Source organism: Capnocytophaga sp. oral taxon 335 str. F0486 (assembly GCF_000277665.1).
Lineage (GTDB): Bacteria > Bacteroidota > Bacteroidia > Flavobacteriales > Flavobacteriaceae > Capnocytophaga > Capnocytophaga ochracea.
Genome location: NZ_AKFR01000012.1, coordinates 19,582 through 41,285 on the forward strand (window position 1 = coordinate 19,582; position 21,704 = coordinate 41,285).

A 21,704-nucleotide genomic window follows, 5' to 3' on the forward strand; every position below is an offset into this window, starting at 1 on the left:
AGATGTGAGAATTAGCAAATTAAAAAATTAGTAGATTGGTAAATTTGCTAAATGGAAAATTATTTATACTTTTGCGTCTTGGGAAAAACAAAAGAGAAATCGTATTACTGTATGATTATTGATAAAATAAAAGAGCATATTGCTAAGATAGAAGATTTTAGCGCGAAAACTAAGGAAGAACTCGAACAATTCCGCATTCAGTACCTCGGTAAAAAAGGGGTGCTCAACGACTTTTTTACTGCTTTTAAAGAGGTGCCTAAGGAGGAGAAAAAGACTTTTGGGCAGGTAGTGAATGAGCTCAAACAAAAAGTAGAAGCCAAAGTACAAGAATGGCGCGAGCGTTTGGAAGAACACAGTGAAAGCAAAGGTATATACGGCGATTTGAGTCGTCCTGCGACTCCTTCGCCTATCGGGGCGCGCCACCCTATTTCGATAGTTAAAAACGAAATTGTGAATATCTTTGCCAATATAGGTTTTAACGTGTCGGACGGACCTGAGATAGAAGACGACTGGCATAACTTTACTGCCCTGAACCTTCCTGAATATCACCCTGCTCGTGATATGCAGGACACGTTTTTTATACAAACTAATCCGGATATTCTCTTACGTACCCATACCAGCTCGGTGCAAATACGCTATATGGAGGGACATCAGCCTCCTATACGGACGATTTCGCCGGGTAGAGTATTCCGCAACGAAGCTATTTCGGCACGTTCACACTGTTTGTTCCACCAAGTAGAAGGCTTATATATAGATAAAAACGTATCGTTTGCTGACCTGAAACAAACTTTGTTGTACTTTACTAAGGAGATGTTCGGCAAGTCGCGTATACGTTTGCGTCCGTCGTACTTCCCTTTTACCGAGCCAAGTGCTGAGGTAGACATCTATTGGGGACTCAATAACGAGGTGGATTACCGCATTACCAAAGGTACTGGTTGGCTGGAAATTATGGGTTGTGGTATGACTGACCCTAACGTACTTAAAAACTGTGGTTTTGATAGTGAGGTATACAGTGGTTTTGCCTTCGGTATGGGAGTTGAACGCATTGCGATGCTTTTGTACCAAATAGGGGATATACGTATGTTCTATGAGAACGATATGCGTTTCTTGGAACAGTTTAAAAGTGCGCTCTAAGTGCGGATAAAAGATAAAAGGTGCGAGCCGCACGGGCAGATTAATTAGGGAATGAGGAAATTAGGAAATTAGGAAATTAGGAAATGAGGAAATGGGAAAATGAGGAAATGGGAAAATGAGGAAATGGGAAAATGGGGAGGTGTGAGTCCTTAGGGCACAGGAAAACTTTGCCGAAGTGTGGGAAGCAATATACGAATTGCATAATTTGCAAAGCGCGAATATTTACATATAAATAAACAATGCTAAACCTTAAAAATATATTTTTTGCTTATGAAGGGCAAGACCCTATACTGCAAGACATTTCCTTTGAGTTGGCGCAAGGTGAGCACCTTTCGCTGATGGGAGAAAGTGGTTGTGGCAAGAGTACCTTGCTAAAAGCTATTTATGGTCTTATTGATGTGCAAGAAGGTACTATACACTTCCACAACGAGCGCGTAAGGGGGCCTTCTTGGCAGTTAGTGCCTGGGTTTAAAACGATGAAATACCTTGCACAGGACTTTGGGTTAGGCCCTTATCACACGGTAGCTGAAAATGTAGGAAAGTTTATCTCTAACCTCGATTTAACCTATAAAAAAGAGCGCGTAATGGAGTTGCTCACCTTGGTCGGAATGGAACGTTTTGCGCCCTTAAAAGCACTGAACCTCAGCGGTGGTGAGAAACAGCGTGTGGCATTGGCAATGGCATTGGCACAAGAACCTCAATTGTTATTGCTTGACGAACCTTTTAGTCAGGTGGATAATTTTAGAAAGAACGAACTACAACGCACTCTCTTCACCTATTTGAAAGAGCAAAACATTAGCTGTATAGTGGCTACTCACGACGGTAAAGATGCCCTTTCTTATTCCGATAAAACCCTTATTATGCGTGACGGGAAGCTATTGTTTTTTAACAATACGCTTTCGGTTTATTTCCAAAATACCGATTATTACACTGCTTCTCTGTTTGGAGAAGTGAGTTGGCATAACGGTAAGCTCTTCAAACCCCAACAGATTACCATTACAGCAACCTCTGATTGGGAAGCTACTGTACAATACTGTTATTTTCAAGGAGCACAATACCTTATAGAAGCTACTTCGGTAGAAGGGAAAGTGTACTTCTACAACGATACCCCCATAGAGAAAGGGGAGAAGGTGTGGTTGAGGATATTGTAGGGGGCTGTATTGTCCTTTTCAAAAATATTTGTACCTTTGCACCATAACAATACTTGCAAAGTATGGAAAAGATTAAAGAATTCTTAAAAAACTCAGGAAAGAAACTAGCTTGGCAATTTGCTTTTGCCATAGTGGCGTGTATTATATTAGTTTGGTGTGTATTGCAACTCTTGCGCATCTATACGGCGCACGGAGAGTACATTACAGTACCGAATTTGAGCAAGAAAACACTTACCGAAGTAGGAGTGATATTAGATAAGCAACAATTGCGTTATGAGGTGTTGGATTCTACTGAATACGACCCTAAATACCCTCCTCTATCGGTAATCAGTCAGACGCCTGAGGCTACCGAGAGAGTAAAGAAGAACCGCAAAATATACCTTAACATCAATCCGTCGGGCTATCATAAAGTAACAGTGCCTAAGGTGATACAAGTAACGCGCCGGAATGCAGTGGCTACCTTGCAATCGGTAGGGCTTGCCATCGGTAGGGTTACTTATGTGAACAATATAGGGAAGGATATGGTATTGGAGATGCAACACGACGGTAAACCTGTACAACCTGGCGATAAGCTTATTAAAACCTCACGTATAGACCTTGTGTGTGGCAACGGCTTAGAGGCTCGGGATACTATCCCTACCGAAATACCTATTGAAGAACTGATGGGGGACTAGTGCGAGCCGCACAGGCAGTCGTAGCACGACGGGCGGTGTGAGCCACACTAGCAAGTGTGAGTCGCACGGGCAAGTGTGAGCAATGCAGGCTATTATAAATTTAAACTTTGGTAAGGGGCGTAGTACGCACGCTATTAGAAACTTTGGCAAAGTTTGTGGCGTAAATGTAAGGTAATGCGTGATATAGACGAGATAGAAGATTTAGACGATTTGGAACCAGACGGAGAGGGAGCTCCTTCTCTTTACGAGCATTACTCCTTTACGGCGGGCAAAGGGCAAGAACCTTTGCGCGTGGATAAATTCTTGATGAACTTTGTAGAGAACGCCACCCGTAACAAGGTGCAACAAGCAGCCAAGCAGGGTAATATTTTTGTGAATGGCGAGCCTGTAAAGTCTAATCATCGTGTGAAAGCTAACGACGAAGTAAAGGTACTTTTTCCTCACCCTCCTCACGAGGATTTATTGGTGCCCGAGAATATTCCTTTAAACATAGTATACGAAGACGATAGCCTTTTGGTGGTAAATAAACCTGCGGGTATGGTGGTACACCCTGGTCACGGCAACTACAGCGGAACGCTCATCAACGCATTGGTATATCATTTTGAGAACTTGCCTAACAACAGTAGCAATCGTCCTGGGTTGGTACATCGTATCGATAAGGATACTAGTGGACTTTTAGTAGTGGCTAAAACCGAAGAGGCGATGTTACACCTTACTCAACAGTTTTTTAATAAAACTACTCAGCGCGAATATATAGCCCTTGTATGGGGTAATATAGAAGAAGACGAAGGAACGGTGTGTGGTCATATTGGGCGACACTTAAAAGACCGCCTGCAAATGGACGTCTTCCCCGATGGTTCTCACGGTAAAGAGGCAGTAACCCATTACAAGGTGTTAGAGCGTTTTGGTTATGTAACACTCATTTCTTGCAAGTTAGAAACAGGGCGTACACACCAAATAAGGGTGCATTTAAAACACATAGGACATACCCTTTTCAACGATGAACGTTATGGGGGCGACAAGATTCTGAAAGGAACAACTTTTGCCAAATACAAGCAGTTTGTAGAGAATTGCTTTGCGGTATTACCTCGCCAAGCCTTGCACGCTAAAACCTTAGGTTTTGAACACCCGATTACTCACAAGTACCTTAGCTTTGATAGTGAACTTCCTAATGATATGCAACAATGTATAGAGAAATGGAGGAATTATAAGAAGTCGATGGTAAGTGATTAAGGGAATAATAAGAGAGATTAAAGTATAGAAGACATAAAAATTGAGGATATAAACAAACAGCGGTATGAATAAAGCATTCATACCGCTGTTTGTTTTGTTAGTATATAATTGTTACTTGTTACTTAGGCTAAACAGATAACGCACTCCTGCAAAGGCTTGTACGCCTTGTGAAGGATAATACAACCATTTTTTATAGTGCTCACTGGTGAGGTTGTTGGCTTTTAAGAATACTTGCCAATGTTTGTTGAAAGTGTAATCGGCGTGGAAATTGATATCAAAATAACCTTCCAAAGAGAGCTTATCAGGAATAGGATTTGCAACAGTTACGTAATCGAGGTCATAACGTTTTCCTACATAAAAGAAGTCGAATCCAGCAAATAGATTGGGTAATATTCTAAAATCGGTGAAGAGAGATACTCGTGTGCTGGGCAAGTTCCAAGCGGTTTTATTTTTCTGTACACGGGCGTTATAGTTATTATATCTTCCTTCAAAGGTAAAAGAGAAAACATCTTTTATATTTCCTCCGATAGAAGCTAAAAGCTCCATATCGTTTACTTCGTCGTACACTAACTTAAAAGAGTTGTTATATTGATAAGGCAATATTTCGGTAGCGATAGTAGGTGTCTCGGAATTGGTAGTAAACAGAGGCATCTCTTTGTATTGGCGATAGCTTCCTTGTATGCGATAAAGCAAATCGGAAGTTACTTTTCCTTTAACGGCTACAAAAGCATCGGCTTGCACATTGGTAGGGTTAATTTCTTGCATAGGTGATAGAAAAGGATTCTCTTTGGTGAGTTTCTCTACTGTGTTTTGTTGCATAATACCGCGTATACCTGCGTGCAAAATAGCATCGGCAGTTAGCGGATAAGAAGCCTCTACATCGGGATAAGCTTTAAACTTGCTTTCATCGGACTGGTTCGCATCTACATACATCAAAGCAACGCCTAATTTTAAGTCCAAATTCTCGATAGATAGATGATAAGAAGGATTTACCCCAAAGAGCATCCAACGATTGTTAAGCTCGTTTACTAAGTTATTTTGACGAGTAAAACTACCATTGTAATAATCGAGAATTACATTGGTACGAACTTTTTGGTCATCGGTAAGAGGAATTTCGAAGGTGGGTTGTGCTTTTACATTCAATTCTTTACTATCGAAATGGTCGTAGAGCCCACGTACGCTGAAATCAAGTCCTTTAAAGTAAGGATTAGACCATTGGAGGTAACCTCCTACACCATAATCGAAATAGGTTTGGTGTACGTCATCTACTTTTCCAATCAACTGTTGTCTTGTATAAGAAGCGGGACGGATACCATACCAGTTGTGCAAACGGCGACCTATATCGGCATTGAGCCCCCAGAGTACATCTTGGTTCTGAAAATCATAACGCAACTCAGCCGATGAGAGCGCATAATTGGTATCGGTGTATACCTCGTCCATATCATCATTGGCTGAGATGTGATTCAGTAAGAAAGAAGCGTTACTGTTATCAGTTACTGGGAGAGTGATATTGGCATCGGCATAAAAAGTATTGAGCATACCGAAACCACCACCGAGATAAGAATCTAAATAGTCTTCGCGAACGACTTTTGGTTTCACCGAAGCTGCTTTGCCTTTTTCGGGAACAAAAGTAGAGGCTACCGGTACCGAATAGATGGTATAGTTGATTTGCTTTTTCTTAACGGTAAGCGAATCTTTTACGTTTGCATCTTCACGCTTTTTGTAGGCGTCGGCGATTGTAGGAGCATATGATTTTACCACATCTACCACTTTGGTAGAGAGACTGTCTTTACGGCTTTGAGCGACTGCCATTGTTGAGGCAGAGAACAAAAGCATTGTTAGAATATATGTGATGTGTTTGTTCATTTGTTTAGAAATTAGGGTTTAGGAGGGAGATTCAACTTTGCCAAAGGTGCGAGCCGCACAGGCAAAAACTTTGGCAAAGTGTATACCACAATATTAACCATTATTTTACTGATGAATTACTTTTAGCGGCTTCGGCTTTTACGACTGCGAGTTCTTTTTTGGCTTCGGCTACTATTTCAGGAAACTCTTTAAAGTTTTTAATTACACTTTCTAAGACGTAAGAGGCTTGATAAGCGTCTTTGAGTCCGTAGAAGTTTTTAGCCATTACGATAAGGCTCTTAGCAGCGAACTCTTTGTGTCCGCCATAGTCTTTAGCAATCTTTTGAACTACGTCATTAGAGGCTTTGTAGTTACCGTCTTTATTCTTAAAATAAGCATCGTAATACAAGGCTTCGGCAGCGAGGCTACCCGTAGCGGTTTTCTGTACCTCTTGGTAATATTTGCGAGCTTGGGTTTCATTTCCTGCTTGACTATAAGCACGAGCCAACACTATATAAGCATCGTTCTTGATACGTGTATCGATAGATTTTTCTTCTAATACCTTATTGGCATATTCAATAGCTTTATCGTATAGTTTTTCGTTATAGCACACGCGCATTAGGTTGCTTTGTGCATAAGTTTTGTTCTGTGCGATAGTAGCGGTTCGTTCGAGGTCTTCGAGATAAGGTTTAGCTTTTAGGTAGCTACCTGCTTCAAGAAGGATTTGACACACACGAGTAAGCGATTGCTCGCCGTATTCATTAGAACCGCTTTTGGTTACATTTTCGTAATGCGTAAGTGCTTTAGCCTTTTGTCCACTATTGAAATACATTTGTGCTAAGTAAAACTCGGCATTGGTGCGACGCATACCATTAGGGAACTCTTTAAGGTATTTTTCAAAACCTGAAATAGCCTCTTTGGTATTGTTTTGCATATATTGTCGTTCGGCAGCTTCATAAGTAGCACCTTCGAGTTCGAGGTCGGTTACCTCTACATATCCTAATCCTTTAGCCCACGATGCGTATTCGTTTACGTTACCCATATCTACATAAATGAGTTTTGCGGAAGCTACCGCTTGTGAGGCTTCGTTGGTATTAGGATAGTCTTTGGCGATAGTTTGGAAAAGCGTTAAGGCTTTTTGGTTTTCGTTCCTATTGTAATACACTAAACCTTCGCGGAGCATTGCACGAGGTACGAGCACATTGCCTTTATACTCTTTGGCGAGTTGCTGATAGTACTGTAATCCTTTTTGGGTATTTCCTTTGGTTACATAAGCATTCCCTAATTCAAACAAAGCGTTAGGGCGCAGATTAGAGCTTTTGTAGTTCTTAACGAAACGCTCTAAGTCTTCAATTTTGCTATTGAGGCGGTCTACGAACCCATAACTAATAGCCTTTTGGTAGGCAGCATAATCTTGGTCAGAAGATTTAGCTTCGATGAGTTTGTTATACCCTTCCATTGCAGGCCAGTATTTACCTGTTACGAAGTAAGAATCGGCGAGACGGAGTATAGCGTCGTGTTTCCAACTACTGTTCTTAGGGTTTTGTTTGAGGTACTTCTCGAAATTAGCGATAGCACCTGCATAGTTTTTTTGATTGAAATTAGCATAAGCTAAACCGTAGAAGCCTTTGGCATACTCTTCGGTTTTAGGTGCTGATGAATTATGGAGAAACTGAGTAAAATAGGATTCGGCACCTTTGTAATCTTTCAGCTGATAAGCAGTTTCACCAGCCCAATAGGTAGCGCGAGCGGCAAGCGCAGAATTACCACCGATGGCTTTCTGCAAATATTTTAAAGCCTCGTTGTATTGCAATTCATTAAAAAGCTCTAACCCGCGATAGAAGGCTACTTTTTTATAGGTTTCTTTGTCCTTAGGGTCGTTAGACTTTTCGAGTAGACTGATAGCGGCTTGATAGTTACCAGATGAAATATAAGAATCGACTAAGAGCGACTGTATTTCGTCTTTATGGTCGTTAGGATAAGCCGAAGCGTATGCTTGTAGTACATTGGGGACACTCTCGTAAGGGTTACCGATTTCATAACTGAGGCGGGCGTAGTTCAGATGAGCATCTTTTTTAATTTGCTTATCGAAATCCATTTGAGAGGCATTGCGGAAAGCGTTAAGCGCCTCTTGTTTTTGGTTGGTTTTCAAATAGCATTCGGCTAAATGATAATACGCATTTTGAGCGACGCTATCGTTTCCGCCTACGATTTTGTTGAACTGCTCGATAGCTGCTTTATAATCGTTATTTTTGTAATAAGCGTACCCCATATAGTAATAATCGGTATTGGAGAACCTACCTTTTTTACCTTTATAGTTTTGTAAGTAAGGGATTGCTTCTTTGTATTTCTTGAGGTTGAAGTAGCTTTCGCCTATAATCTTATTGAGCTCAGATACTTCTTGAGCATTTTTGGTTTTAGCGAGCTGTTTCTGTCCTTCGGTGATAGCTTCTTGATAAAGAGCTTGTTTGAAGTACATATTGGCTTGGAAGTAAGACACGTTTTTGGTGAGTGAAGCATCTTCTTCTTGAACCTCACGGAAGTAGCTTTCAGCCTTAGAATAATCGTCTTTATCATAGGCGATATATCCTAAGTAATACTTGGCATTGGCACCGTATTCTTTGGTGTTTTGTACCGACTCGAAATAAGGTTTAGATTCGGCTTGTTTGCCGGTTTGGAAGAGGCAAAAACCTTTTTGGAAGTTGTATTTAGCTTTATCGCTACTGCTTATGCTTTGGTCGTCGATAGCTTCGTACCAAGCGAGCGCATCTTCGTAGTTGCCCTGCTGATAATAGATGTTAGCCATTTGCAAATAGGCTTCGGAGCTCAGAGGAGAGTCGGGGTGATTGACGATAAAGTTATTCACCAGCGCATCGGCTCCGTCTTGATTGAGGATAGCGGCAATAGTGGCTACGTAATATTCACTTTGGGTTTGAATAGCTCTATCGGGATTGGAGGTTTGTTCTTTTCGGAACAAGTTCTGTGCAGGCTGATAGAGCTTGCGATTGTAGAGTTCCACTGCCTTTTGGTATTGGCTTTGTGGATGGGTAATCATTTCAGTTTCTTGTGCCCATAACAGAGGGCTAAACGCCATCAGTGAGAGCACTGAAAAAAGTGTTTTTTTCATAATGTTTTAATAATTAGATGTTAGGATATGAGGAATAGATGGGGCAAAGATAAGAAATAATTATGAAATACGAATAAAAAGAGGAGAAATATTTGTGTGAAGGGGAAGCAGGCCTTAGGCCATAGGCCATAGGCAATAGGAGGGAGAAGCGACAAGCGGGAGGAAAATGAGAAAATGAGAGAATGAGGAAATGAGGAAATGAGGAAATAGAGATTGTCAGTTTATTCAACTTTGGCAAAGTTTTAAACTTTGCCAAAGTTTGAGATGAAAAAGCGATGTGTTAGGGCTGTTAGGAGCGCTCGAAAGGAAACGGAGAAGTTCGGAAGAAGAGAGGGAGAGATTTTGGTGAAAAAAGGCTGTAAGATGGGTGGGGTTAGCTTATAGAGAGCTTATAGGAAGCTTATACGAATCTTGGACGATTGGTATAGGAAGGGTATATAAATAATTGGCTTATAGTATGATACAGCGATGCAAAAAATGGCAAAAAGAGGGTTTCGAGGCGAAAGAAAAAGGAATAGGTGATAGGTCTTAGGCCATAGGCACTAGGGGGAGTGTGACGGAAAAAAAGAAGTAATGACGAATGAACGAGAGGCGAATGACGAGGAGCGAGTGACGAAAAAGGGGGAATGTAGTGATGGAAAAGGGAAGAGAAATTAGAGAATTAGCAAATTTGGAAATTAGTAAATTTGGAAATTAGTAAATTAACGTGAGTTCGACGTAAGAAAAGTGTAGCTTGCGCTACAGAAATCTTACAAATCTTTTAAAAAATCAAACAAATAGGCAACAAATTGCCTAAAAATCTCGCACAGATTACACGGATTGCACGGATAGTCTTTCATTTGACAATTGACAATTGATAATTGACAAAGGTGATGGGCACGAATTGGCAACTGCGTTGCTGGATTTCACAGATTACAATATAAACACAACTGTAAATCAGTATTGATATATATAGAACTGACGTTAAATTAGTATGGGTTGTTGGGGAAAAATGGAGAGGCTCGGGAGAAGTTCTGCGAAAGAGAGGGGCTGGAAGTTTAAACTTTGGCAAAGTGTGTGACGCAAAAGTGACTTTTCAGAAGGGTTGTTCGATTATAACGATGTAGTTTTAGGCTTTTTGCGAGATGATGTTTGTTAGGAAAATTGGTTATTGACAAAATATTCGTATCTTTGCCCCTTAAAAGTATTAGCTAATAAAAAGAAGAATGAACAGACAGGAAATAATAGACCTTACTACTCGTATTTTTGTTGAGGAATTTGAAGTAGAAGGCAGTGTGATTGCCCCTGAGGCAAACTTCCGCGAATCGTTAGGATTAGATAGCCTTGATTATGTGGATTTGGTGGTGCTGATTGAACAAGAATTTGGTGTGAAATTGGTAGAAGCCGATTTTAAGCCTATCGTAACCTTCAACGACTTTTATACTACCTTAGAAAATAAAGTGAATGCACGCTAACGAACAAGCCAAAACGAAATGGCAAGGCAAGTCTAAGGGTACCGTATTAGGCTATAGTATCTTTGTGTGGCTGATGAAACACTTGGGTATTTATGCTGCTTATGCTTTGCTCATCTTTGTAGCGTTCTACTACTTTTTGTTTGAGTGGCGCTCCAATGGCTATATGTATTACTATTTCCGTCACCGCTTGGGCTATTCACCTCTCAAAGCGGTAGTGAACTTGTACTTAAATTATTTTACTTTCGGGCAAACTATTATTGATAAGATTGCTATCTTGGCAGGCTTGGAAGAGAAATTTACTTATGAGTTTGATGGAGTAGAAAGCTTACATAAACTATTAGACGAACAACAGAGCGGAATACTTATTTCCGCACACATAGGCAACTTTGAAATTGCTGAACCTTTTTTCAGGAAAATAGATATTGATTTGAAGATAAGCACCGTAACTACCGATATGGAACACTCGGTAATCAAGGAGTATTTGGAGTCGATATCTAAAAATAAACCCTCGAATCAGTTTATCTATGTGAAAGAAGATATGTCGCATATCTTCAAAATCAACGATGCTATTGGCGATAACAAGATAGTATGTTTTACGGGAGACCGATATTTTGAAGGGGTGCGTTCGCTCAAAGGAACGCTGTTGGGCGCAGAAGCTACCTTTCCCGCAGGTCCTTTTTTTATAGCCTCGCGCTTGAAAGTGCCAGTGCTTTTCGTTTATGTGATGAAGGAAAGTAGGTTGCATTACCACTTGTATGCCCAAGTAGCTGAGGTGAAAAGTCGCGATGCCCAAGCGCTACTCGATGCTTATACCGAGAATATGGAGCAGATGCTACGAAAGTATCCGCTACAATGGTTTAATTATTTCAACTTTTGGGATGAACAATGAAACGCGTATTGGTAGTATATTACACCCAATCGGGGCAACTCAAAGAGATTATTGATAGTGTACTATCCCCACTCACGGAGGTAACTATCGACTTTTTGCCTATTGATACGGCAGAACCTTTTCCTTTTCCGTGGACAGATGAGGCGTTTTTTGGAGCTTTCCCAGAGTCGTATTTGCAAATTCCCCAGCTCTTAAAGCCTTTTGAATTGGTGCATACCGATTACGATTTGGTGATATTAGGCTACCAAGTGTGGTATTTGTCGCCTTCTATTCCGTTTAATTCCTTTTTGCAGAGTGAAGCAGGTAAGCAACTGTTACAAGGCAAACCCGTCATTACCATTTCGGGCACTCGCAATATGTGGGTAATGGCGCACCAGAAAGTAAAAAAACTCTTAACTGAGTGTGGGGCGCGCTTAGTGGGCAATATTGCCCTTACCGATAGGCACCACAATCATATCAGCGTGATTACCATTGTACAGTGGCTCTTTTCGGGCGACAAGAACAAACGCTATCTCGGTGTGTTCCCCAAAGCGGGCGTTGCCGATAAAGACATACAAGGCGCGAGCGTATACGGCACGCTCATTGCCCCTCACCTGCAAACCGGTGATTACACAGGACTGCAACAAGCAATAGTAGCCCACGGAGGCGTGCATTATAAGCGTTTTCTCCTTTCCGCAGAGAAGAAAGGCAATCGCCTTTTCGGCATTTGGGCAAAGATGATTTACGGCAGTAAGAAACGTAAATTCCTACTGAAATGCTTCCGCATCTATTTGTATATCGCTATCTGGGTACTGATGCCCATAGTATGGTTGCTATACTGGCTCACCTACCCTCTGTTCTTTTGGAAAGTAGAGAGAGAGGTGAAACAATTGATAATTGAGAATTGACAATTGATAATTAGGGTAGTATTGTAAACTCTGCCAAAGTTTCAACCTTTGCCAAAGTAAAATTATCGTCAGTAATCAAAACGAATGATAGGTTGGGAGTAGATACACAAACTTAACACATTAAAAATAGAAATCACTAATATCAGAGAGTTACCTGTTACCTAAATATGAATGTCTATATAACAAAAGCAAGTAAATATTTACCTAACAAACCCATTGGCAATGAGCAAATGGAGACTTTCTTAGGTCTCATAAACCAAAATGCCTCTAAAGCCCGGCGCCTCGTGCTCCGCAACAATGGTATTCTCACCCGTTACTATGCCCTTGATGAGCAAGGTAACCCTACACATAACAATGCCCAGCTTACGGCTTTGGCAATACAAAACCTATTGGACGGCGAAGTGCCTTGGGATACTATCGAGGTGCTCTCTTGCGGTACCTCTACCCCCGATGTGCTTTTGCCCTCGCACACTGCTATGGTACACGGACTCTTGGGCGGACACTCGGTAGAACTGAATGCCTCTTCAGGGGTGTGTAACTCAGGAATGAATGCCCTCAAATTTGGGTACTTATCAGTAAAGGCGGGCAATAGTGTGAATGCAGTATGCACGGGCTCTGAACGTGTATCAGTGTGGTTGCGTGCCGATAAATACGAAAATGAAGTACAACTCTTAGCCGAATTGGAGGCACACCCTGCGATTGCCTTTAAAAAAGATTTCTTGCGCTTTATGCTCTCCGATGGGGCAGGGGCTTTTCTGTTAGAAAACAAACCGCGTGAAGGTGCTTTGCAAATAGAGTGGATGGACGCCTATTCGTATGCTCACGAGCTCGAAGCGTGTATGTATGCCGGTGGCGACAAGCTCCCCGATGGCAACCTCAAGGCTTGGAGTGAATATCCTGCAGAAGCGTGGCTTAGTGAATCTATCTTTGCTATCAAGCAAGATGTGAAACTGCTCAATGAGAATATTTTGCTAAAAGGCGCTGAGAGTATGCGTGCTACCTTAGATAAACACCAACTATCGGCAGATGATATTACCTATTTCTTGCCTCATATCTCGTCTTGTTATTTCAAAGAACGCTTGTATGAAGCTCTCAAAACAGTAGGTATCGACCTTCCGTTAGAACGTTGGTTTATCAACCTCCCCGAAGTAGGCAATGTAGGCTCTGCTTCCGCTTATTTGATGTTAGAAGCCTTGATGCACTCAGGGAAACTCAAAGCGGGCGATACCGTGTTGCTATCAGTGCCTGAGAGTGGTAGATTCTCCTATTCTTATGCTTTCTTAAAGGTTGTTTAACTATGGTTTTACCAATTACAGATAAAAATAAAATTCTTACTCTTATACCCCAGCGCAATCCCATTGTAATGGTAGATGCTCTTTGGGAGTATACCCCCACTGAGGGAGTGGCAGGGCTCACCATTGTCCCCAGCAACCTCTTTGTACAGCAAGAGACATTCTTAGAAAGCGGACTCATAGAGCACATTGCCCAAAGCATCGCCTTGCACAAAGGCTATTACTACTATCTCAACGGAAAACCTGCTCCTATGGGGTATATAGGAGCGATTAAAAACATAGAGATACAATCGTTACCCAAAGTAGGCGATACGCTTAAAACACACATCACCATTCTCCAAGAGTTTATGGATGTAACCCTCGTAACAATGCAAACCTTTATAGGAGATACCCTCATCGCCCAAGGCGAAATGAAAACTGTACTTGCCCCTAACCCCTGAATCCTGACACCTGAATATGAACATATCAATCCACAAATACCTCCCCCACCGTCCGCCGATGCAAATGGTAGATACCATTACCGACATCAGTAATACACACGTAGTTACTGAGTTTGAGGTGAAGCCTACTTGCATATTTGTGGAAGAGGGGAAGTTTGCCGAAGTAGGACTCATTGAGAATATGGCACAAACCTGTTCGGCAATTATGGGGCAGTTTCTCTTTGGTATAGAAGACACATCGAACTATGTGATTGGTTACATCAGTGCGATTAAGAAATTGGAACTCTTCGCCTTGCCTAAGGTACAAGAGATGGTGCGCACCGAAGCTGAATTGCTTTCTCGTTTCGATACCGATGAGTATTATATCTGCTCGATGCGCTGTAATGCCTTTGTAGGAGATATTCTTATGGCAACTGCTGAAATGAACTTAGTAATTAAAAATCTAACGGAATGAAAGAAACCGAACTACCTCAGGAAAAAGGTGCCTTACAGGACTTTACAGAACTGTGCTATGTAACCGATGACGAAGGTAACTACACCACCCTATCCAGTTCGGGATGGGAGGTGAAGAGCATTGCCTTAGAAGCCTCGCTCAGCCGTTTGCAAGAGCAGATTGACGAAGCAAAAGCCGATGTGCTTGCAGGACGCAAAAGCCCCATAGTGTATTATATGCTCCTCAACCGTATGGATTGGGCAGTCCTTGCCGATGCAATGCACCGCTGGCAATGGGTTATCAAGCGTCACGCCAAACCTTCGGTATTCAAAAAACTATCTTCTAAAACGCTACAAAAATATGCTGAGGTGTTCGGCATCACTGTGGAAGAACTGTGCGAGTTAAGCAAATAAAAGTCCTTTACTCATTTAGAGTAAAGGACTTTGTTCTATTACTTTTCATACTGTAATAGACTGTTTGGCTTACGCTATTTCACGTAATTTATTGTTTGGTATAGCTTCCTTCAACACGACCATTATGAGTTACTCTTATCTTCTTATCTCCTTCTTTTTCGAATACAAAAACTTGTTCAGAGGAACCTATTTTATAGCTAACCTTATAAGTATTATTTGTTTTCAGGTCTTTTATATTAGTAACCGGCAGATTCTTTTCCTTAAAACAGTTGGTATTACCTAAGGTTATTTGGCAAAAGTCATCGGTTTTAAAGGCATAACCGAACTGCTTGTTGTTGGTTGTCCAAGAGCCTTGAATCCACTTTGGAGGCATAAATCTTGCCGTAGAGATGTCCCCTCCTTCTGTACCATTGTTGTCGTCTTTTCCGCAAGCAAACATTCCTACAAAGGCTACTAATAATAGAATTGCTTTTTTCATCGTTTATTACTTTTTTAAATTATTATTGGTGTAAATACACAACTACTCTTTTTAATTACAAACCTTTCGCTAATTTCTCTCTCATATAAATAGCTACTTCCTCCGTCGATAGTTTTCGCAACTGCTCAGGTTGGTAAGCCTTATACTGAGGAGTGACCAATAAAGGCTCTGACAGCAGGCTACGCTTTTGCTTATTCTTCTGCAAATAACTCTTCAATTCCGATAAAGAAGGAAAGATTTTATATTGTTTTTTGCCTTTAATATCTTCTATTTCGTAAATACCGCAGGCTTGCTCCCATATTACCTCAGCAGCACGCAAATATAAGGTAGCAATAGCAAGAGTTTTAAAAGGGAAGAGAGCACGGAACTTCCCCTTATCATCTACATCAGCACAGATACATCTGCCACAAGTACTACAAATATACTGCCTGTGGTGTAGCAAGCACTCTTTGGGGTTTAACAAAGGCGTGATGCGACTATCTATCGCATAACACTCAGGACAAGCTTCTTTCATTGTGCTATTATTTTAAAATCCGATATAAACTGCTTATATAGCTCACGCCATTTCAAGTAATTGACTAATTTCCTCAGCGTGTGTACGACAGTAGTACATCACAAAAGCAATGTAAGGCACAAAGAGAACGATGCTCCACAGTAAACCCTGTGCAAACGCTTTGTAATCACCAATGCGATAGAGCACATAGCCTGCCCAAATTAGGTTGAGTGTCATTGTAATATGTGACATTTGAGCAAAGATGTTAGCACCACTCCACGTAAAAGTAAAGAGCCCCATCGTACCAAAATAGTACATTGGCAGGAAGGCAAGCGGAAGCCAAACAGTCTTTTTAGTCACCCAAAAGACGATAAGGCAACCTAAATACACCAAGCTACTAGGAGAACAAGCGTTGTAAGCCAACCATTGCACAAAGTTTACTTTCAGAGTAAAAAAGAAGTAACCACTCCCTGAAAGCGTAAGCAATAATAAGACAATCGCCAAAGCGATACCTGTGATTTTTTCTGTTTTTGTAAGATTCATAATGTTAGAAATTAGAAGTTAGGAAATTGCCCGTGCAGTTTGCACTGGGATATATATCTCAGTTTTCAGTTTTTCTTCGGGGGTACGACGGCAGTCATTGAGGTATTTTTCGAACATAGGCTCATCGCGCACTTCGTATTCACTATCTACCACCCAGCGCATAGCAGCATCGTAGACGGCTGAGAGCTGAGTATAACTACCCTGATAAAAAAAGATTGCATATTTGCCTCCTGCTAAAGTTTTGCAACTCACTTCACCTGAGGGTTTAGCCGGCTTGTGAATAGCCAAACTCACCTCGGAACGTTGCAAAGAGGCTTCGGTAATTTTAGGGTCGTCATACGAAACACATATCGATTCAATGCCTTTGGTAAAGAGTTTTTGCGATTTTACAACACCCCACAATTGTTCGTAAGCTTTGTTGTAGTTAAGTGTACCATATTCTCCTGTAAGAGCTACGTAAATAAGACTTTTGGGCTCAAGCTCTACTATCTTTGGAGCTTTAAGCACTACTTCTGGATTGTTTATTTCTTTCTTCATAATATAAATATCTCTGTTCGTTCTATACTGAGTAGGCGTAATACCATATTGATTTTTAAACGCTTTGGAAAGAGAGGCGGGCGTTTCATACCCTATATTAAAAGCTATTTCTTCTACCGAAAGCGTTGAATAGCGTAACAGCTGAGCTGCCGTTTCTATGCGCAAACGAGCAATAAAGGCAATGGGCGATTCTCCTTTAAGCGCTTTAAAGATGCGACAAAAATGAAAATCAGATAAGTTAGCCACATTGGCGAGTGTTTTTATCTTTATAGAAGTATCGAGATGACCATTGATGTATTCCGCCACTTTGTTGATACGCTGAGTGTAATCGTTACGAGTAATGGATTTCATACAGATTTATTTTGAATTTCTGTGGCAAAGATACGGCACTTTCCCAAAGTAGTCTTTTCCTATCTTGCTAATTTCACTCTATAAGTTCATCTTTCCGTCGCCACATTCTCCCTTTTTCGCCACTCGCTCCTCGTCATTCGCCTCTCGTTCATTCGTCATTACTTCCCTTTTCCGTCACACTCCCCCTAGTGCCTAAGGCCTAAGGCCTAGTGCCTCTTCCTCTTTCTTTCGCCTCGAAACCCCGTTTTTAACATTTTTAGCGCTGTTGTATCATACTATAAGCCAATCATTTACATACCCTTTCTATACCAATCGTCCAAGATTCGTATAAGCTTCCTATAAGCTCTCTATAAGCTAACCCCACCCTCCTTACACCCTTTTTTCACCAAAAACCCTCCCTCCCTTCTTCCGAATGACTCCGTTTCCTTCCGAATCCCCATAACAGCCCTAACACATCGCTTTTGCGTCACACACTTTGCCAAAGTTTAAACCTCCAGCCTCTCTCTTTCCCAGAACTTCTTCTGAGCCTCTCCATTTTTCGCCATCAACCCATACTAATTTAACGTCAGTTTTATATATATCAATACTGATTTACAGTTGTGTTTATATTGTAATCTGTGAAATCCAGCAACGCAGTTGCCAATTCGTGCCCATCACATTTGTCAATTATCAATTGTCAATTGAAAAACTTTCCGTGCAATCCGTGTAATCTATACGAGACTTTCAGGCAACTTGTTGCCTATTTGTTTGATTTTTTTAAAGATTTGTAAGATTTCTGTAGCGCAAGCTACACTTTTCTTACGTCGAACTCACGTTAATTTACTAATTTCCAAATTTCCTCATTTTCTCATTCTCACATTCTCTAATTTTTTTCCCTGCCCGTGCGGCTCGCACCTCATTTTCTTATTGTGATATTTGTAACACCCTATTAGTTATTTTGTAACAAAAGTAGTGCTTTTCTACCCGAATAATTTTGCATAAAAACAGTGTATAGAGGTCATTTCTTTGCGTTTTCGTCAAAGAAATGCCTATTTTATTGCAAAAAACGCAAAGAAATCGCGTTTTTATGATTTTTTTCTCATCTATTTTTCGCAAACAATATGAGTAAATTTGTTAAAGATAAATTTGGAACTTACCAGAAAACTTTTCTACCTTTGCATCAGTTTATAAAATAATGTTATAGAGATGAGATTAAACAAAGTATCTTTCGCACTATTTTTAATGCTAATAGTGCAAGGCTTCTCGTGGGCGCAGGAACGAGAAGTGACAGGAACAGTAAAAGATGAAGCAGGCACTCCTTTGCCTGTAGTAACTGTGGTTGTAAAAGGCACTTCTTACGGAGTAGCCACCGATTTCAATGGAAACTATAGTATTAAAGTGCCTAACGACAAAGCGGTGTTAGTCTTTTCGCAAATAGGTATGAAAACCTTAGAAAAGGCGGTAGGCAAAGCCCGTAGTATTAATGTGATTCTTCGAGAAGAAGCCCAAGAGCTCACCGAAGTAGTGGTTACGGGTGTTGGGGTAGCTACCGATAAGCGCAAAGTAGCGATTTCAGTAGACGCCGTTTCTGAGAAAAGCCTCAAACGTACACCCGTAAAAAGCATAGACGATGCCCTTAGCGGTAAGATTGCAGGAGCTCAAATCCAATCTACTTCAGGGCAACCAGGGCAGCAAGCTAATATCATCTTGCGTGGTATCAACTCTTTGAGTACTACCCAACCGATGGTGATTGTAGATGGAGTAGAAGTAAATACAAGCAACTATGCTTTAACATCAGGTAGCAGTGCTGTTTCTTCTCGTTTAGCCGATTTAGACCTTTCTAATATAGAACGTGTAGAAGTGATACAAGGAGCTGCTGCAGCAACTATTTATGGAGCACAAGGAGCTAATGGGGTAATCCAGATCTTTACCAAAAAGGGTAAAAAAGGAGAACGCACAGAAATAACTTATAATTCTTCTCTCAGTGTAGATGAAGCTCTTACAGGAAATCTTTCGTTTGCACAAAAACACCCTTATAAAACTGATAAAGAGGGTTATATAATTGATGGGCAAAATAAAAGACCCATAAAGGTAGATCCAGAGACTGGATATTGGACAAAACCAGATCCTACTATTAAGGACACAACAGCTAATATCTATTCATACAAAGAGAAAACATACGATCATTTAAAACAGTACTACAAAACTGCTTATACTACCCAACATTCTGTAAATATTACAGGAGCTGCTGGGAATGTAGATTATGCCATAGGAGCTTCTTTGTTAGATCAAACCAGCCCTGTGAATGGTAGTTATAAAAAGAAAAATCTATCAGCTAATGTAGGAGCAGAGGTGTTTAAGGGGCTTACTCTTCGTTCTAATACACAGCTTATCAATAGTAAAAATACTACAGCTGGAGTAAATGGTAGAAGTAGTATTTACTCTGGTGTCGGCGGTGCTTTAGGAACTCCTGCTTATGTAGATTTACACTTTAGAGATACAGCAGGAAAATCTCCTGTACATTACGATCCTGACTCTAATGAAGTATCGCCTTTTTATATTTATGAAAATCAAAGCAATTTAGCGGAAAATAATCGTGTAATACAGAGTATAAATGCTAACTACAAGTTTAGCAAAAACTTAGACTTTGATTACAAATATGGTTATGACCATACTCGTTACGATAATAGTGAATTTATTAAAAATCAAAAGAACACCAATACACCTGGTTCAGGAATCTCTCCTTTAGCAGGGCAACTTACCGAACGTTTTATTCGTCATACCCTTCAAAACTCCTTATTAAGTGCTTATTTACGTCTTGATTTTCAAAGAGATTTAAAATGGAAATTACCCATCCAATCTACAACTCAGTTATCTTATGATTGGCGTAAGGATAATTATTATCGTCTTACAGCTACAGGTTCAGGTTATGGGGTAAATCCTCCTTTTACGATTTCCTCAGCCAACACTTCAACCTCTAGTGATTTTGAACAAGAGTTTGTAACTTTTGGTTATTTGGTGAACCAAAAATTTGATTACGCAAATCTTTTTGGAGTATCCGTAGGGGTACGTTCCGACTTTTCGTCTGCTTTTGGTGAAGGAGGTAAACCATTTACTTTCCCTCGTGCGGATGCGTATTTCCGTATAGCCGATTTACTTAAATTAGAAAAAGTTACAGAATTGAAACTTCGCGGGGCTTATGGTGAAGCGGGTATCCAACCTGATGCTTACGACCGTTTGATTACTCTTTCTAATGATAAGTTAGGCGATAAGGGATATTATTACCTGCCTACTACGGCTCGTAACCCTGAGTTGGAAGTACAAAAAAGTAAAGAGTTAGAAGTAGGCTTAGACTATGGATTCCGTCTCGGAGAAGGTTGGTTCCATCGTCTCAGCGGAAATGTAGTGTATTGGGATCGTAAATCGTTCGGAACAATTTATAATATCGAAACACCTCCTTCCTTAGGAGCTCAAGAACTTACTACCAATGCTATCGACTTATCCAGCAACGGAATCCAAGCTTCTTTGGATTTGGGACTGTTTAGCAACGATAAAGTAGATTGGACTTTTAGTGCACGCTTTAGCAAAGGAGAAACGGTAGTCGATAAAATTTCTAACGGCAAACGTATTGTAGTAGGTATAACAGGTGGAGGGCAAAGTACTCTCAATGAAGGTGAACGCGTAGGTACTTTCTTTGGGTACAAGCCACTCAGCTCACTTACTCAAACTAATTCTAAAGGTGAACGTTATATCGTTGATGCTGATTTGAACAATTATCAATTGGTAAACGGAATGGTAGTAAATAAACAAAGCAAAGAAGTAATATTTAGTACTGAACAGGAAAAAATGGGCGATGCTACTCCTGATTTTACAATGTCGTTCTTTAATGATATTACCTTTGCCAAAAAATTGACCTTTTCTGTGCAAGTAGATTGGACAAAAGGAGGTGATATTTACAATGGTACAAAACAACGTATGTATTTCAATAGAACGCACGGTGACCTTGATACACCTATACCTGTAGATAAGAATTTACCCTATACAAACTATTATGTATCTTTGTATAACAAGGGACAAGCCACTTCTTATTTTATAGAAGATGGTTCGTATGTAAGAGTGCGCAATGTCTCTCTTTCTTATGATATGACCGATATCCTAAAAGAAACCTTTATCAAAGGATTGACACTTACCGCCTCAGTAAGAAACTTGCTTACCTTTACTAACTATTCAGGTTTAGACCCTGAAGCCGTAGGGGTATCACTCAACAATCCGCTCTATCGTGGTATCGATTTGTACACTTTTCCTAATATGCGCACTGTTACGATGGCACTTAATGTTAGATTTTAACCCT

The 21,704-nt window shown here is 40.6% G+C and carries 18 protein-coding genes; 12 read left to right on the plus strand and 6 right to left on the minus strand.

The genetic code is table 11. From position 1 onward, the window contains the following. Positions 1-111 precede the first annotated feature (111 nt). The 4 genes from pheS to HMPREF1320_RS01970 all read left to right on the plus strand — a co-directional run bounded on the left by pheS (position 112) and on the right by HMPREF1320_RS01970 (position 4,192). Positions 112-1,134, plus strand: coding sequence for a phenylalanine--tRNA ligase subunit alpha (pheS, locus tag HMPREF1320_RS01955; RefSeq protein ID WP_002673912.1), 1,023 nt, complete (start codon positions 112-114; stop codon positions 1,132-1,134). A gap of 239 nt (positions 1,135-1,373) precedes the next feature. After that, positions 1,374-2,285 (plus strand): ABC transporter ATP-binding protein, encoded by a 912-nt coding sequence (locus HMPREF1320_RS01960; protein ID WP_009417265.1) that lies wholly within the window; start codon positions 1,374-1,376, stop codon positions 2,283-2,285. Between the two features lie 62 nt (positions 2,286-2,347). Next, positions 2,348-2,959, plus strand: coding sequence for a PASTA domain-containing protein (locus tag HMPREF1320_RS01965; protein WP_002673909.1), 612 nt, complete (start codon positions 2,348-2,350; stop codon positions 2,957-2,959). A 174-nt stretch (positions 2,960-3,133) separates the two neighbouring features. Then, entirely contained in the window at positions 3,134-4,192 is a 1,059-nt protein-coding gene (locus HMPREF1320_RS01970; protein ID WP_009417281.1) for an RluA family pseudouridine synthase, read from the plus strand. Between the two features lie 111 nt (positions 4,193-4,303). Here HMPREF1320_RS01970 and HMPREF1320_RS01975 read toward each other — a convergent pair whose 3' ends face one another. Next, positions 4,304-6,058, minus strand: coding sequence for a TonB-dependent receptor (locus HMPREF1320_RS01975; RefSeq protein ID WP_034553878.1), 1,755 nt, complete (start codon positions 6,056-6,058; stop codon positions 4,304-4,306). Between the two features lie 100 nt (positions 6,059-6,158). After that, a complete protein-coding gene (locus tag HMPREF1320_RS01980; protein WP_009417274.1) occupies positions 6,159-9,164 on the minus strand; it encodes a tetratricopeptide repeat protein in 3,006 nt (1,001 codons plus the stop codon). Positions 9,165-10,369: 1,205 nt separating this feature from the next. On the opposite strand from HMPREF1320_RS01980, the gene HMPREF1320_RS01990 reads away from it, so the two are divergent. From HMPREF1320_RS01990 to HMPREF1320_RS02020, 7 genes are all read left to right on the plus strand, one after another. Beyond that, positions 10,370-10,618, plus strand: coding sequence for a phosphopantetheine-binding protein (locus HMPREF1320_RS01990; protein ID WP_009410297.1), 249 nt, complete (start codon positions 10,370-10,372; stop codon positions 10,616-10,618). Then, positions 10,608-11,507, plus strand: coding sequence for a lipid A biosynthesis acyltransferase (locus HMPREF1320_RS01995; protein ID WP_002673882.1), 900 nt, complete (start codon positions 10,608-10,610; stop codon positions 11,505-11,507). The genes HMPREF1320_RS01990 and HMPREF1320_RS01995 overlap by 11 nt, the downstream gene beginning before the upstream one ends. Continuing rightward, positions 11,504-12,394, plus strand: a complete 891-nt coding sequence (locus HMPREF1320_RS02000; RefSeq protein ID WP_009417285.1) for a flavodoxin — start codon at positions 11,504-11,506, stop codon at positions 12,392-12,394. Before HMPREF1320_RS01995 ends, HMPREF1320_RS02000 begins: the two co-directional genes overlap by 4 nt. Positions 12,395-12,561: 167 nt before the next feature. Then, entirely contained in the window at positions 12,562-13,689 is a 1,128-nt protein-coding gene (locus HMPREF1320_RS02005; RefSeq protein WP_009417282.1) for a beta-ketoacyl-ACP synthase III, read from the plus strand. Positions 13,690-13,691: 2 nt separating this feature from the next. Continuing rightward, on the plus strand, positions 13,692-14,126 hold the full coding sequence (locus HMPREF1320_RS02010) for a hypothetical protein (protein WP_009417294.1): 435 nt from the start codon (positions 13,692-13,694) through the stop codon (positions 14,124-14,126). A 16-nt stretch (positions 14,127-14,142) separates the two neighbouring features. Beyond that, on the plus strand, positions 14,143-14,580 hold the full coding sequence (locus HMPREF1320_RS02015) for an acyl carrier protein (protein ID WP_009417271.1): 438 nt from the start codon (positions 14,143-14,145) through the stop codon (positions 14,578-14,580). After that, positions 14,577-14,972, plus strand: coding sequence for a hypothetical protein (locus tag HMPREF1320_RS02020; protein ID WP_009417303.1), 396 nt, complete (start codon positions 14,577-14,579; stop codon positions 14,970-14,972). The genes HMPREF1320_RS02015 and HMPREF1320_RS02020 overlap by 4 nt, the downstream gene beginning before the upstream one ends. An 88-nt stretch (positions 14,973-15,060) precedes the next feature. On the opposite strand, the gene HMPREF1320_RS02025 is transcribed toward HMPREF1320_RS02020, so the two are convergent. From HMPREF1320_RS02025 to HMPREF1320_RS02040, 4 genes are read right to left on the minus strand one after another with little or no spacing between them, the layout of a single operon-like run. Continuing rightward, positions 15,061-15,450, minus strand: a complete 390-nt coding sequence (locus HMPREF1320_RS02025) for a hypothetical protein (RefSeq protein ID WP_009417305.1) — start codon at positions 15,448-15,450, stop codon at positions 15,061-15,063. 55 nt (positions 15,451-15,505) lie between these two features. Further along, positions 15,506-15,964, minus strand: a complete 459-nt coding sequence (locus tag HMPREF1320_RS02030) for a hypothetical protein (protein WP_009417301.1) — start codon at positions 15,962-15,964, stop codon at positions 15,506-15,508. 42 nt (positions 15,965-16,006) lie between these two features. Continuing rightward, entirely contained in the window at positions 16,007-16,486 is a 480-nt protein-coding gene (locus HMPREF1320_RS02035; RefSeq protein WP_009417280.1) for a hypothetical protein, read from the minus strand. 18 nt (positions 16,487-16,504) lie between these two features. Beyond that, positions 16,505-17,374, minus strand: a complete 870-nt coding sequence (locus HMPREF1320_RS02040; RefSeq protein WP_009417295.1) for a GyrI-like domain-containing protein — start codon at positions 17,372-17,374, stop codon at positions 16,505-16,507. Positions 17,375-18,559: 1,185 nt separating this feature from the next. On the opposite strand from HMPREF1320_RS02040, the gene HMPREF1320_RS02045 reads away from it, so the two are divergent. Continuing rightward, positions 18,560-21,700, plus strand: coding sequence for a SusC/RagA family TonB-linked outer membrane protein (locus HMPREF1320_RS02045; RefSeq protein ID WP_034553883.1), 3,141 nt, complete (start codon positions 18,560-18,562; stop codon positions 21,698-21,700). Positions 21,701-21,704 lie beyond the last annotated feature (4 nt).